Source organism: Pseudomonas sp. GW821-FHT11G12, from assembly GCF_058808055.1.
In genome coordinates this window covers 388,609-403,457 of the sequence record NZ_JBXARH010000003.1, presented here as the reverse complement: position 1 = coordinate 403,457, position 14,849 = coordinate 388,609, and the positions used below count along the sequence as shown (strand labels likewise).

Here is a 14,849-nt window from a genome sequence, read left to right as displayed (position 1 = left end):
TTGAAGATCAAGAGCCCCTCACCCTAGCCCTCTCCCGGGGGGAGAGGGAACCGATTGGGGGATGCTTAAGATTTACACCGACCTGATCTGGCGTTACCGAGTCCATAATCGACTCGATTTTTCAGGTCGATGTATGACGCAAGACACCACGGTCGGCTCCCTCTCCCTCCGGGAGAGGGCTGGGGTGAGGGTCGGCTTTTAGAACTTCTCAATCGCCCGGAAATTCTGCACCCGCTCCACTTCCTTCGGCTTGTACGCGCAATACCCCGGACGCGGACCGATTTTCGGGTGGTTGCGGCAGGTGTCCGGGCGCTTGTCATAAATGGTGCACAGCCGGCTCTTACGATCCAGGTAGTAGCAATCGTTGTTGCTCATGCGCTGCAGGGTGAAGATCCCCGACTTCTGGTTGAAGCGCTCCACCAGGCCTTCCTTTTGCAGGCGCTTGGCGATGTTCTTCGGCGGGTCGCCCAGTTCGAATTCGTCGACCACACCGATGCGCACCAGATCCTTGATCTTGACCTCGACCGGCAGCGTGCAGCAGCTGGACATGCACGAACCGCACATCGGGGCCGAATATTTGGCCCAGGTATCGAGACGGTCGATCTCGGCTGCGGCGATCAGGTTGGGCTTCATCATCGGGGTTTACCAGGCATGTGCATCAGGGCGCGCGATCATACCGGGACTGGTGGATTTTTGAACAACCTTTCGCCAGATTTTTTATTCATGCCGCGACCAAGGTCGGCAATTCGGCACGGCCCCTGCATTCATTCAGGCATTCGCCAGGGTAGTGCCGGACGAACGTTCACTCTCAGGAAAAACTGCCGAACCAGAGCCAACACCGTCGGTCAGACCGTCTAGGCTCTGACAATTCCCCGCTCGCTCGAGGTCCTATCGATGACTCAAGAACCACTAGTTCGCGAAGCAGAGGTGGCCGCATTCCGCGACGCCGTCCTGACCAAACTCACCTACGCGGTGGGCAAAGACCCGGATCACGCCTTTGACCATGACTGGTTCGAAGCCATCGCCCTGGCTGCGCGCGATCACATGGTCGAGCACTGGATGGACCACACCCGGCAGATCTACCGCAAAGGTCAGAAGCGGGTGTATTACCTCTCGCTGGAATTCCTCATCGGCCGTTTGCTGTACGACAGTTTGAGCAATCTCGGTCTGCTCGACGTCGCCCGTGAAGCATTGACCGAACTGGGCGTGGATCTGGAGCGCATCCGCCTGCTGGAACCCGACGCTGCACTGGGCAACGGTGGCCTCGGACGGCTGGCAGCGTGCTTCATGGAAAGCATGTCGACCCTCGGCATCGCCGGTCATGGTTACGGCATCCGATACGAACACGGGTTGTTCCGTCAGGCCATTGTCGATGGCTGGCAGCAGGAACAGACCGAGCACTGGCTGGATTTCGGCAACCCGTGGGAGTTCGAGCGGCCGGAGGTTGTGTATTCCATCGGATTTGGCGGCAGCGTCGAGACCGTCACCGATGTCAGCGGCAAGAGCAAACAGGTCTGGCACCCGGCGGAAACCGTGCGGGCGATTGCCTACGACACCCCGGTGGTCGGCTGGCGCGGGGCGAGCGTCAACACCTTGCGCCTGTGGCGGGCCCGGGCCATGGAAGATTTGCACCTGGAGCGCTTCAACGCGGGTGACCACCTGGGCGCCGTCGCCGAAGTGGCCCGGGCCGAAAGCATCTCCCGCGTCCTTTATCCGGCGGACAGCACTGAGGCCGGCCAGGAATTGCGCCTGCGTCAGGAATACTTCTTCGTCGCCGCCTCGCTTCAGGACCTGCTGCGCCGTCATCGCAACATGCACACCTCGGTGCTGACCCTGGGTGATCACGCGGCGATCCAGCTCAACGATACTCACCCCTCGATCGCCGTCGCCGAACTGATGCGCCAACTGGTGGACGTCTACGACGTGGCCTGGGATGCGGCGTGGCAAGTCACCGTCGACACGCTCTCGTACACAAACCACACGCTGCTGCCCGAAGCCCTTGAAACCTGGCCGGTGGGCCTGATGGAACGAATGTTGCCCCGGCACATGCAGATCATTTACCTGATCAATGCCCAGCACATCGATTCGCTGCGGGCCAAGGGCATCCATGATTTCGACGTGTTGCGCGCGGTGTCGCTGATTGAAGAAGACAATGGCCGCCGGGTGCGCATGGGTAACCTTGCGTTCCTTGGCTCGCACAGTGTCAATGGCGTATCCGGGCTGCACACGCAACTGATGCGCAAGACCGTGTTCGCCGAACTGCACAAGCTCTACCCGGAGCGGATCAACAACAAGACCAACGGCATCACCTTCCGCCGCTGGCTGTACCAGGCCAACCCGGAGCTGACATCGATGCTGGTCGATTCCCTCGGCCCGGACGTTTTGGATAACCCCGAACAGCGTCTGCTCGATCTTGAGCCTTTCGCCGAGAAACCCGCCTTCCGCAAAGCCTTCGCCGAACAACGGCTGCACAGCAAAAAGGCCCTCGCTTATCTGATCCACGAGCGGCTGGGGATCGCGGTCAACCCGGCGGCGATGTTCGACGTGCAGGTCAAGCGGATCCACGAATACAAACGCCAGTTGCTCAACCTGATGCACACCGTCGCGCTGTATCAGGCGATTCGCGCCGAGCCGGAAATCGACTGGGTGCCACGGGTGAAAATCTTCGCCGGCAAAGCGGCAGCCAGTTATCACCAGGCCAAGCTGATCATCAAGCTGACCAACGACATCGCCCGCGTGGTGAATAACGATCCAACCGTGCGCGGCCTGCTGAAAGTGGTGTTCCTGCCCAACTACAACGTCAGCCTGGCGGAAAGCATCATTCCGGCTGCGGACTTGTCGGAGCAGATCTCCACCGCCGGTTTCGAAGCCTCGGGCACCAGCAACATGAAGTTCGGCCTCAATGGCGCGCTGACCATCGGCACCCTCGACGGCGCCAACGTGGAAATGTGCGAGCGCATCGGTGCCGAACACATGTTCATTTTCGGCCTGAGCGCCCAGCAGGTCGAAGCGCGCAAGCAGAACCACGAGTTCAGCGCGGTGCCGGATATCGCCGCCTCCCATCGTTTGAACGATGTATTGCAGGCGATTCGCGGCGGGGTGTTTTCACCGGACGACACGTCGCGCTACACCGGGCTGATCGATTCGCTGGTGGATTACGACCGCTTCCTGGTCTGCGCCGATTTCGACTCTTACTGGGAGGCGCAAATGCGCGTCGATGCGCTCTGGCACGATTCCAACAAGTGGTGGCGCTCGGCGGTGTTGAACACGTCGCGGATGGGCTGGTTCTCCTCCGACCGGACGATTCGCGAGTACGCCACGGATATCTGGAAGGCACTGGAGTAACTTTTAGCGACAAATGTGCGCCCGGCCCCCACGCTTGTTGGGCCGGGCCGATATACTGAGCCCTGGTTCGGCCCCGCTTCGGGGCTGCTCAGGGATATCGACCATGCAATGGATGTTCATGTTGATCGGGCTGCTGCTCGGTTGGCTGCTCGACGAATCGTTCAGTTCTGCGCTATTGGGCGCGTTGCTGGGCCTGGCAATCGGGCAGACGATCCGCATCATGCGGCTCGGCTCGCAGGTGGCGGAGCAACAGCAGCAACTTGAACAGGCGAAGGTGGCTTTGCAGGGCGTCGCGCAGCGTCTGTATCTGCTGGAGGGTTCGCCTTCTCACGCGGTGCCGGCGCCAGGCGTAGAGCCGGCCCCCGAGCCTTTGGTCGAGCCCGTCGATATCGTCGAAGAAGCGCCGGCCCCCGAACTGGTCTGGGAGCTGCCGCCCGAACTCGAACCTCTCTCTGCCGTCGCCAGCGAAGCTAGTCAGCCGCTGCCGGCTGATGTCTGGCGTCTGGACGCCGTTACTGCCGACCTTCCCGAACCGCAGCAACCCGCTGAACCCCGTGGCCCGAACCTTATCGAGCGCGGCATCAGCGCTGCGCGCAACTGGCTGTTCGGTGGCAACACCGTGTTGCGGGTCGGCGTGGTGCTGTTGTTTTTCGGTCTGGCTTTCCTGCTGCGCTACGCCACCGAAGGCATGGTGGTGCCGATCGAAATGCGCTATGCCGGAGTCGCGGCAGCAGCACTGGGGTTGCTGGCGCTGGGCTGGTGGTTGCGCCATCGCAACACGAGCTATGCCTTGATGCTGCAAGGCACCGGGATCGCGGTGTTGTACCTGACGGTGTTTGCGGCGATGCGTCTGCACCCGCTGCTCGATCCGTCCGCTGCACTGGGATTGCTGGTAGCGGTGACGGTGTTCTCGGCCATTCTGGCCATCACCCAGGACTCCCTCGCCCTGGCCTGCGTTGCGGCCTTGGGCGGTTTTGCCGCGCCGATCCTGACCTCCACCGGCGCCGGTAATCATGTCGCGTTGTTCAGTTATTTCGCGCTGCTCAACGCCGGCATCCTGGCCATCGCCTGGTTCAAGGCTTGGCGCTTGCTCAACCTGATCGGTTTCGCCGGCACCTTCGGCATCGGTTTCGCCTGGGGGCTGCGTTCGTATGCGCCGGAACTGCTGTGGAGTACCGAGCCGTTCCTGATTCTGTTCTTCCTGATGTACCTGGCCATCGGCCTGCTGTTCGCCCGACGCAAGTTGCTGGACATGCCGGACGCCCCGGCAGAGAACGATCGCGAGGCGCTGCTGAATTGGTCGGCGCGCAAGGGTGACTACGTCGACGGCACGATGCTGTTCGGCCCGCCGCTGGTGGGTTTCGGTCTGCAATTCGCGCTGGTGCAGCATCTGGAGTTCGCCGCCGCGTTCAGCGCGTTGGCACTGGGCATGATTTACATGACGCTCGCTCGGGTGCTGATGGGCGGCCGGGCGTTGTTGCTGGGCGAGACTTGCCTGGCGCTGGGGGTGATTTTCGCCAGCCTGGCGATTCCACTGGGGCTGGATGCGCGCTGGACATCTGCTGCCTGGGCAGTGGAGGGCGCGGGGATTTTCTGGCTCGGCCTGCGTCAGCACCGGCCGTTTGCCCGGGCCTTCGCATTGCTGCTGCAACTCGGTTCGGCGCTGGCGTTTCTCAGCCAGTTGCGTGTCGGCGAAAGCAGCCTGCTCGACGGTGCACCGCTGGGCGCGCTGATGCTCGGCATTGCGCTGCTGTTCAGTTTCTATCAGTTGCGCAAAGCCCCGGCGGAATACACCTCGGCTTGGGAGCGGCAGGGCTTGCCGGTATTGGCGAGTCTCGGTCTGACGTTCCTCTATCTGCTGGCGCCGCTGTTTTTCTTCACCCACGGTACGGCGATCAGTTGGGCGCTGGCCGGGCTGGTGACCTTGTTCGTCGGTTTGCGCCTGCAATCGCGCACGTTCCTGTTCACCGCGTTTGCCGTGCAGTTGCTGGGTGGTGCGTTGTTCCTGTTGCGCCTGCAAGGGGCGGGCGAGAATTCGGCGGCCGTGTTCAGCGCCGGTTGGAGCGGTTTGCTCAGCGCCTCGCTGATCGGTCTGGCGTTGATCGCCGGCATGCTGCTGGCGGCGCGCGACGAGATGGTGCGCAACGATGTTCGTCTGTTGCGCGGTTTGTCGGTGGTGCTGCTGGCGGGGTTGGTGCTGATCAATCTGGCGGTGTTGTTCGTCCTGCCGTGGCAAACCGCGAGCGCCGTGTGGGCGGCCAGTGGGTTGCTGATCATCTGGCTCAGTCTGTACCTCAAGCAGCGCGTGAGTTTTGTCTTCGGTCTGCTGTTGCAACTGATCGGCGGCGCGGCGTTTTTGCTAGCCGGTCCCGAGCTGCTCGGGCCGCTGTCCAGCGAAGGTCTGCGACCGCTGGCTCATGGCGGGTTCTGGACGCCGCTGGTGCTGGGTCTGGCGGCGATGATCGGGGCGTGGCGCCTGCAACTGGGCAATCACGCTTCCGCGTTCGATGTGCTGAGTTTGCAGCGACTGTCCGAAGTGTTGCTGGTGTGGGGCGCCGGTTGGTGGGCGCTGGCGTGGGTCAGCGAAGTGCTGCGTTTTGCGCCGCTGAATTTGCAGGCAACGCTGTTGCTGCTGGTCGCCGCGCTGAGCGTCGCATTGTGGGCGCTGTTGGCATTGCGTTTGAAATGGCCTTCGCTTGGTTTGCTCTGCACCTTGCTGATACCGGCAGCCGGGCTGGTGTTGCTCGCTGCGTGGCACTCGCGTTATCACCCGGCGGCCAACTTCGGCTGGCTGGCGTGGGCAGCAGTGTTTGCGGTGCATTTCTTCAGCCTGCGGCGTCTGGCGCCGATGTTGCCGGCGCGGGCCTTGAGCACGGCGCATGTGCTCGGTTGCTGGCTGCTGATCGGCGTGCTGGCGCTGGAGTTGCGCTACGGCCTGCTGCTGTTGTCCGAGCAATACAACGCCTGGCGCTGGCTGGGCTGGGCGATTCTGCCGAGTGTCTATCTGTTGCTGATGGCCGCGCCGCGCAACTGGCCGTGGCCGGTGGCAGCGTTCCCTCGCGAGTACCGCTTGTACGCGGCGGCGCCGCTGGCGGTGTTGATGCTTGTCTGGTTCTGGCTGGCGAATGGAGTGAGCGACGGCAACGCCGAACCGCTGCCTTACGTGCCGCTGATCAACCCATTGGAGCTGGGCCTGTTGATCGCGTTGTTCAGCGTCTATGTCTGGTCACGCAGCGCGGTCACCGAGCTGTCGATCCGCAAGGATTACGCCGCTCACGCCTCGCAACTGATCGCCGGTGTTTCGCTGTTCGCGTTCTGCACCGCGATGGTGACCCGCGCCGCGCACCATTGGGCGGGGATTCCGTTCGAGCTGGACCTGTTGCTTGAGTCGATGCTGGTGCAGGCCGGGTTGTCCATCGTCTGGACGCTGATGGCGCTCGGGCTGATGATCGGCGGGCATCTGCGTCATCGCCGCGAAGTGTGGCTGATCGGTGCGGCGCTGATTGCGCTGGTGGTGGCCAAATTGATTTTTGTCGAACTGAGCAACCGTGGCGGGCTGGCCCGGATCGTCTCGTTTATCGGCGTCGGCGTGTTGCTGCTGGTGGTGGGCTACTTCGCGCCGCTGCCGCCCAAACGCGTCGAAGCTGCACCGGAGGCGGACAAACCGGCCCCGGAAACCGAAGGAGTGTCGTCTTGAGTCGCAAGCTTAATCTGGGGTGGCTGTTGCTGGGCGTGGCCATGACGGCCGGCGCCCAGGAAAAACCGGCGGACTTCGCCGCACAGGTGCCGTTGTCGGTCAGTGGCGCAGGCCCGTGGTATCGCCTCGAACTGCCGCTGAGCGTGCAGTTGCAGGCGCGTCAGACCGATCTCAGCGACCTGCGGGTGTTCAACGCCGCCGGAGAGCCCCAGGCGTATGCGCTGGCCCGGGAATCAGCGCAGACCCGCGACGACGGCCAGTTGAACACGGTGAAGTGGTTCCCGCTGTACAACTCGGCGGATGCCACTGAGCGCGCGCCGAGTGTGCGGGTGCAGTCCACGACTACCGGCACGCTGGTGGAAGTGCAGCCATCCAGCCAACTGGAAGCGGGGGAAGAGGTGCTGCGCGGCTGGCTGCTCGATGCCAGCGCGATCAAGGCGCCGTTGCAGCAACTGATCCTCGACTGGACCAGCGAGCGCGACGGCTTCCAGCGTTTCAGCATCGAGGCCAGCGACGACTTGCAGCACTGGCAAGCCTGGGGCGAAGGCCAGGTCGCGCGCCTGACCTTTTCCGATGAGCGCATCGAGCAGCACGAAGTCGCGTTGCCGGGGCAATCGGCGCGCTATCTGCGTCTGTTGTGGGATTCGCCCAATGCGGCCCCGACCCTGACGTCGGCGCAGTTGAAAAGCAGCGACCCGCAAAACCTGCCGCTGCCGCTCGTCTGGTCGCCAGCGCTGGCCGGCAGCAGCACCAAGGCCGGGGAGTACACCTGGCAGTTGCCGATGGGGCTGAATATCGAGCGGGTCCAGGTCGAGCTGAAGCAACCCAACAGCCTGGCGCCGGTGACGCTCTCGGGGCGCCGCGAAACCAGTCTGCCGTGGCAGCCGTTGAGCAGCGGCTTGCTCTATCGCCTGACCCAGAATGGCCAGGACGTGGTGCAGAACGAATTGCAGCTCTACGGGCAGACCGTCCAGCAGTTGAAACTGACGGTCGACGAACGCGGCGGCGGTCTCGGCGAGCAGGCGCCGAGCGTCAAGTACGCGGTGCGCGCCACCCAGGTGATCTTCCTCGCCCGCGGCGACGGGCCCTACAGCCTGGCGCTGGGCAATCCGACGGTGAGAACTGCGAACTTGCCGCTCTCGACCCTGATCCCTGACTTCAAACCGGAGAAACTGGCCACACTTGGCAAGGCGACGGTGCAGGGTGAGGCGGTGACGAGCCAGACTTCGACGGCCACCTCGGCAGCCACAACCGACACCAACTGGAAGAAATTCGGCCTGTGGGCGGTGTTGCTGCTCAGTGTGCTGTTTCTGGCCGCGATGGCCTTCAGTCTGCTGCGCAAGCCGCCGGCCAAGTCCTGAATATGACGGGTGTGGCCTCTACACCCGTCGGGTTTCCAACTACGCTGAATCCGGTGCATGAACTCTCTCGGTTCGATCACGTCTGATAGCAGGAATTGCACCCGACGCACGTTACCGGGCGTCATTGCTCGCTACGGTTTCAGACTCCCTGTAAACTGCGCGGGTTTTTAGCCCCCCATTCCACCGGAGCCGTCCATGTCCCGCGTTACCCTGAGTCGCTATTTGATTGAGCAGACCCGCAGCAACAACACTCCTGCCGATCTGCGCTTCCTGATCGAAGTGGTGGCGCGTGCCTGCAAGGAGATCAGCCACGCCGTGTCCAAAGGCGCCCTGGGCGGCGTTCTGGGCAGCATGGGCACTGAAAACGTGCAAGGTGAAGTGCAGAAGAAGCTCGACGTGCTGTCGAACGAAATTCTGCTCGAAGCCAACGAATGGGGCGGTCACCTGGCCGGCATGGCGTCCGAGGAAATGGACAACGCCTACCAGATCCCGGGCAAATACCCGAAAGGCGCCTACCTGCTGGTATTCGACCCACTGGACGGTTCGTCGAACATCGACATCAACGCGCCGGTCGGCACCATCTTCTCGGTACTGCGTTGCCCGAACGAATACCTGAGCCAGAACGAGCCTTTGAATGAAAAGGCCTTCCTGCAGCCAGGCACTCAGCAAGTGGCCGCCGGTTATGCCATCTACGGTCCGCAAACCATGCTGGTGCTGACCCTGGGCCACGGCGTGAAAGGCTTCACCCTGGACCGCGAAATGGGCAGCTTCGTCCTGACCCACGAAGACATCACCATTCCTGAAAGCACCCAGGAATTCGCCATCAACATGTCCAACCAGCGTCACTGGGAAGCCCCGGTACAGCGCTACGTTTCGGAACTGCTGGCCGGTGAAGAAGGCCCGCTGAAAAAGAACTACAACATGCGCTGGGTCGCGGCGATGGTTGCCGACGTGCACCGCATCCTGACCCGTGGCGGTCTGTTCATGTACCCGCGCGACAGCCGCGAGCCGTCCAAACCGGGCAAACTGCGCCTGATGTACGAAGCCAACCCGATGTCGTTCCTGGTGGAACAGGCGGGCGGCGCTTCCACCGACGGTCACCAGCGCATCCTCGACATTCAGCCTGAAGGCCTGCACCAGCGCGTAGCGGTGTTCCTCGGCTCGAAAGAAGAAGTCGCTCGCGCCACGGCTTACCACAAGGAATAAACCATGACCGCGCCCTGGCAGCCGTTGCTCGATTGGTGGTTCGGTCATTCCGAGTCAGCCACTGAAGTGACGGCGCAACAGGGCAAGTTGTGGTTCGGCAAGAAAGACAGCCAGGACCTCGAAGCGCGTGAGCGTTTCGGGGTCTTTGTCGATCAGGCCCTCGCTGGCGAATTGACCGAGTGGACGCAACGTCCCGAAGGTTGGCTGGCGGTGGTGCTGCTGCTCGATCAACTCCCGCGAATGATCTTTCGCGATACTCCCAAAGCTTTCTCTGGTGATCTACGGGCACAGAAGCTGGTTGCCCAAGGCATCGCGGCGGATTTCGATCGGCAGTTGAAGCCGATCCAGCGACTCTTCATCTACCTCGTCTTCGAACACTGCGAAAACCTCGCGGTGCAGAATGAAGCGGTCTCGCGATTCATCGAACTGGTGGCCGAACAGCCGGAGGCGGAGCGCGGGGTGTTTGCCGACAACCTGGATTATGCCGAGCGGCATCAGCGGGTGATTGCGCGGTTTGGGCGGTTTCCGCATCGCAATGCGGTGTTGGGGCGGGTGTCTACGGCTGAGGAGCTGGCGTTTCTTTCGCAGCCGGGGTCGAGTTTCTGAATCAGCATCAAGACGACTGACCTCTTCGCAGAAAGGCCCGCGAAGAGATCAGTGAGAGTGCCTTATATCCTGAAGCTGCCTACCAACTGCTTCAACCGCGCAGCCTGCTGCTCAAGATCCGCACAAGCGCGCAACGTCGCCTGCAAGTTTTCCACACCTTCCTGGTTCAGCGTGTTGATCTCGTTGATGTCGACGTTGATCGACTCGACCACGGCCGTCTGCTCTTCCGTTGCCGTCGCCACCGACTGGTTCATGCCGTCGATCTCGCCGATGCGCTGGGTCACGCTGCCCAAGCGTTCGCCGGCCTGGTTGGCGATGCCGACGCTGCTTTCGCTCTCTCGTTGGCTCTCGGTCATGATGCCGACCGCCTGACGCGCGCCGACCTGCAGCTCTTCGATCATTTTCTGCACTTGCTGCGCCGAATCCTGGGTGCGGTGCGCCAGGTTGCGGACTTCGTCGGCCACCACGGCGAAACCGCGACCGGCTTCGCCGGCACGGGCCGCTTCGATGGCGGCGTTGAGGGCCAGCAGGTTGGTCTGTTGGGAGATGCTGGTGATCACTTCCAGAATCTGCCCGATGTTCACGGTGTTGCTGTTCAGCGTTTCGATGTTGCCGCAGGAATCGCTGATCTTCGCCGACAGTTGCTGCATCGCGTGGATGGTTTTATCCACAACCTGCTGGCCGTCTTCGGCCAGGCTGCGCGCGTCGCTGGAGTGTTGCGAGGCGAGGGCGGCGTTCTGGGCGATTTCCTGGGCGGCGGCGCCGAGTTGATTGATCGCGGCGGCCACGCTGTTGGTACGCGAGGCCTGCTGGTCAGAGTTGTACATCGACGAGTTGGACGCTGCGACCACGCGCAGGGCAACTTCGTTGACCTGGCCAGTGGCCGAGGACACTTCGCGGATCGAGGTATGGATACGTTCGACGAAGCGGTTGAACGACAAGCCCAGCGCGCCGAATTCGTCGTGGCCGTGGATGGTCAGGCGTTTGGTCAGGTCGCCTTCGCCTTCGGCGATGTCATGCATGGCGCGGCCCATGGTCAGCAGCGGTTGCATCAGCACGCGGATCAGCATGCCGAGCAGGGCGATGATGATCACCACGGCAATGATCATGGCGATCAGCGCCGAGGTGCGGAACTCGCTGAGCATCGAGAACGCGGTGTCCTTGTCCAGCACCAGGCCCACGTACCAGTCGGCCGACGGTACGCCGTTGACGCGGGTGAAGGAGATCAGTTGGGTCTTGCCGTCGAACTCGACTTCCTTCAGGCCCGGGCTGACTTTCGGTGCGCCGTTGGGATAGGCCTCGGCCAGGGTCTTGAGTACCAGTTTGCTGTCCGGGTGGATCAGGATCTTGCCGTCGGCACTGACGATGAACGCGTGGCCATGGCCGCCGAAGTTCAGCGAGTTGATGATTGCGCTGACACTCGACAGATCGATGTCGGCACCGGCCACACCGATCATCTGGCCCTGGCGCTGCACCGGGGTGGCAACGGTAATCACCAGTTTGCCCGACGAGGCGGCGATGTACGGTTCGGTGACGATGGTTTGCTGGGCGCTGTTCGCGGCCTTGTACCAGCCACGGGCGCGCGGGTCGTAATCCGGTGCGCGGTTGCCGGCCGGGACCGAGAACATCACGCCGTCGGCACCGCCGAAATAGCTGAGCTGGAAATTGCCGGTGTAGGCGGGCAGGTCGATGATGCGCTTAAGGCTGGCGGGGGCATTGCCGTCGGCGACAACCTGCTGCGACATCGATTGCAGCAATTGAATGCGGCTTTCCAGCCAGGTCTGGATGTTGCTGGTGGTCAGGCTGCCCAGTTCCTGCATTGACGCTTCGGTGCTGGTTTGCAGGGCTTCGCGTTGTCGATAGTCGTTGAACAAAATGAAACAGGCGAACGCAACGGCCACCACGAGGGCGGCAGCCAACAAGATCTTGTGGCTGAATTTCATGTTTCTGGTCATTAAGTGAGCTACCGCGAAGGGGCTGGTCAAGAAGGGGGCGGCAATTTGCCACACTCTGGGGCTTTGCGCTGCTCTTATTTCGACCGCGGCGCGCCAAAGATTAGGCGACTTTTGCGAAAGGCGACGAAATGCTCAATAGCCCTACAAAGTGTCTGATTTGCTGATGAAAGCCGGACGAGCGGGCTAACAAATAGCCATGTGCCCAGGGAACCAGACAGGGGTTTTCTCTTCTAAGCTTCTGGTTGGCGCCATGCCATCCCCCTTCCGTTCCAGGAGTTACACCATGTCGCTGCGATCTATCGCCCTTCTGTCGTTTTGCGTGCTGTTGGCCGCATGCAGCAAGGTCAATCAGGAAAACTACTCGAAGCTCTCGGCCGGGATGGCCAAGGCCGAAGTGGAGACGCTGCTCGGCAAGCCCACCGATTGCTCGGGCGCGCTCGGCATGTCCAGTTGCACCTGGGGCGACAAGAACAGCTTTATCAGCGTGCAGTACGCCGGTGACAAAGTGTTGATGTTTTCCGGCCAAGGCCTGAAGTAAACCGGGGCTACGCGCCCACGGGAGAAAAACAATGAAGCGGTTATTGCTTGTCCTTTTTGCCGGCCTGGTATTGGCCGGCTGCGCCACGACCGGTGAAGATCCGCTGGCGCCCAAGACAGTCCACAGCGTCAATCTCAAGCGTTACCAGGGCACCTGGTACGAGTTGGCGCGGCTGCCGATGTATTTCCAGCGCAACTGTGCGCAATCCGAAGCCCGCTACAGCCTCCAGCCTGACGGCAACCTCGGCGTGTTCAACCGTTGCCTGACCAAGGACTGGCAGTGGGAAGAGGTCAAGGGCACGGCTTATCCACAGGTGCCGGGCAAGACCGACAAGTTGTGGGTCGAGTTTGATACCTGGTTCTCGCGGCTGATTCCGGGTTCGGCGAAGGGTCAATACTGGGTGCTGTACGTCAGTGACGACTACAAGACCGCCATTGTTGGCGACCCGAGCCGACGTTACCTGTGGCTGTTGTCCCGCACGCCGACCGTCAACGGTGTGGTGCGCGAAGAACTGCTGAGCAAGGCGCGTCAGCAGGGTTATGACACCACGCGGTTGATCTGGCGCGCATCGGATCAACAGATGGCCAAGACGTCCAACTGACGCGCAACAAAAAACCTGTGGAGGTTGCCCTCCACAGGTTTTTTTGTGTCAGCCCAAAAGGTCTCGCAGGACCTGGGTGAAGGCGCGATTGCTGTCCTCCTCCCCGGCATGTCGCCCGTCACGAACGACCCACTGACCGTTGACCAGCACGTCACGCACCTGACGGTCGCCACCGGCAAACAGCCAGCGGTTGAGGATCCCGTCACCGCTGGCCGTGGTCAGATACGGATCGCTGCCATCGAGCACAATCCAGTCGGCGCGTTTGCCGACTTCCAGTGCACCGATCGGCTGGCCCAGCGCCTGAGCACCACCGTCCAGCGCCGCGTCATACAAGGTGCGGCCGACCATCGGTTGATCCGCGCCGTACAAACGGTTGCGTCGTTGATCGCGAAGACGCTGGCCGTATTCCAGCCAACGCAATTCTTCCACCACGCTCAACGACACATGGCTGTCGGAGCCGATACCCATGCGTCCGCCCTGAGCCAGGAAATCCACCGCCGGGAAAATCCCGTCGCCGAGGTTGGCTTCGGTGGTCAGGCACAGGCCGGCGATGGCGCGACTCTTAGCCATCAGCGTGACTTCTTCCGGATTGGCGTGGGTCGCGTGCACCAGGCACCAGCGCTGATCGACGTCGGTGTTCTCGTACAGCCATTGCAGCGGACGACGACCGCTCCAGCTCAGGCAGTCGTCGACTTCCTTTTGCTGTTCGGCGATGTGGATGTGCACCGGGCATTGCTTGTCGCTGGCCGCCAGCACTTCGCTGACCTGCTGTGGGGTGACCGCGCGCAACGAGTGGAAACACAATCCCAGCGACTGAGCCTTTTCCTGAGCCAGCAGCGGTTGCAGGCGCGATTGCAGCTTCAGGTAATTTTCGGTGCTGTTGATGAAGCGACGCTGGCCTTCGTTCGGTGTCTGGCCACCGAACCCGCTGTGGCTGTAGAGCACCGGCAACAGCGTCAGGCCGATGCCGGCGGAGCTCGCGGCCTGGCTGATACGCAACGCTAGCTCGGCCGGATCGGCATATGGCTGACCGTTGTGATCGTGGTGGACGTAATGGAATTCGGCGACCGAGGTGTAACCGGCCTTGAGCATTTCGATGTACAGCTGGCGGGCGATCACGCCGAGCTGGTCCGGGCTGATTTTTCCGACGAGCCGGTACATCAGATCGCGCCAGGTCCAGAAACTGTCATTGGGATTGCCGGCCACTTCTGCCAGCCCGGCCATCGCTCGCTGGAACGCGTGGGAGTGCAGATTCGGCATCCCCGGCAGCAGCGGACCGCTCAGCCGTTCGGCGCCTTCTGCGGTGGAATCGGCCTGGATTCGGGTCAATACGCCTTCGGCGCTGACCTCGAGACGTACATTGTTGGCCCATCCGTTAGGCAGCAGCGCGCGTTCGGCAAAGAAGGCGGACATGGTTCAGCACCCCATCGTGTGTTATTTGTATATACATATACAGACGTTTGCCTGCCCGGTAAACTCCGGCAAGCTAGCAACCTTATCCAATGAACAGGGATCCACCGTGCCGACTCCGCCTCCAGTC

Annotated in this window: 10 protein-coding genes; 7 read left to right on the top strand and 3 right to left on the bottom strand. The window is 62.0% G+C overall.

Translation table 11 applies throughout. The features are described from left to right. Positions 1–198 precede the first annotated feature (198 nt). Positions 199–636 (bottom strand): YkgJ family cysteine cluster protein, encoded by a 438-nt coding sequence (locus AC1RR7_RS13085; RefSeq protein ID WP_025110918.1) that lies wholly within the window; start codon positions 634–636, stop codon positions 199–201. 258 nt (positions 637–894) lie between these two features. On the opposite strand from AC1RR7_RS13085, the gene AC1RR7_RS13080 reads away from it, so the two are divergent. The 5 genes from AC1RR7_RS13080 to AC1RR7_RS13060 all read left to right on the top strand — a co-directional run bounded on the left by AC1RR7_RS13080 (position 895) and on the right by AC1RR7_RS13060 (position 10,215). Further along, on the top strand, positions 895–3,345 hold the full coding sequence (locus AC1RR7_RS13080; RefSeq protein WP_096821972.1) for a glycogen/starch/alpha-glucan phosphorylase: 2,451 nt from the start codon (positions 895–897) through the stop codon (positions 3,343–3,345). Between the two features lie 103 nt (positions 3,346–3,448). Next, positions 3,449–7,042 (top strand): DUF2339 domain-containing protein, encoded by a 3,594-nt coding sequence (locus AC1RR7_RS13075; RefSeq protein ID WP_493157630.1) that lies wholly within the window; start codon positions 3,449–3,451, stop codon positions 7,040–7,042. After that, positions 7,039–8,403 (top strand): DUF3999 domain-containing protein, encoded by a 1,365-nt coding sequence (locus tag AC1RR7_RS13070; protein ID WP_493065861.1) that lies wholly within the window; start codon positions 7,039–7,041, stop codon positions 8,401–8,403. The genes AC1RR7_RS13075 and AC1RR7_RS13070 overlap by 4 nt, the downstream gene beginning before the upstream one ends. Before the next feature lie 195 nt (positions 8,404–8,598). Next, complete coding sequence (locus AC1RR7_RS13065; protein ID WP_096821975.1) at positions 8,599–9,609, top strand: class 1 fructose-bisphosphatase; 1,011 nt, start codon at positions 8,599–8,601, stop codon at positions 9,607–9,609. A gap of 3 nt (positions 9,610–9,612) precedes the next feature. Next, positions 9,613–10,215, top strand: a complete 603-nt coding sequence (locus AC1RR7_RS13060) for a DUF924 family protein (protein WP_273538995.1) — start codon at positions 9,613–9,615, stop codon at positions 10,213–10,215. A gap of 62 nt (positions 10,216–10,277) precedes the next feature. Here AC1RR7_RS13060 and AC1RR7_RS13055 read toward each other — a convergent pair whose 3' ends face one another. Then, positions 10,278–12,170 (bottom strand): methyl-accepting chemotaxis protein, encoded by a 1,893-nt coding sequence (locus AC1RR7_RS13055; protein ID WP_493071430.1) that lies wholly within the window; start codon positions 12,168–12,170, stop codon positions 10,278–10,280. A gap of 283 nt (positions 12,171–12,453) precedes the next feature. Here AC1RR7_RS13055 and AC1RR7_RS13050 point away from each other — a divergent pair, with 283 nt between their 5' ends. Continuing rightward, the gene (locus AC1RR7_RS13050; RefSeq protein WP_007952486.1) at positions 12,454–12,708 is read left to right on the top strand and encodes a hypothetical protein; all 255 of its coding nucleotides are present in this window, start codon (positions 12,454–12,456) and stop codon (positions 12,706–12,708) included. A gap of 31 nt (positions 12,709–12,739) precedes the next feature. Beyond that, positions 12,740–13,309 carry a lipocalin family protein gene (locus AC1RR7_RS13045; RefSeq protein ID WP_102622652.1) on the top strand — a complete coding sequence of 190 codons (570 nt, stop codon included), beginning with the start codon at positions 12,740–12,742 and terminating at the stop codon, positions 13,307–13,309. 48 nt (positions 13,310–13,357) lie between these two features. Here AC1RR7_RS13045 and AC1RR7_RS13040 read toward each other — a convergent pair whose 3' ends face one another. Further along, positions 13,358–14,722: a formimidoylglutamate deiminase gene (locus tag AC1RR7_RS13040; RefSeq protein WP_493157627.1), complete on the bottom strand. Its 1,365-nt coding sequence runs from the start codon at positions 14,720–14,722 to the stop codon at positions 13,358–13,360. Between the last annotated feature and the right edge of the window lie 127 nt (positions 14,723–14,849).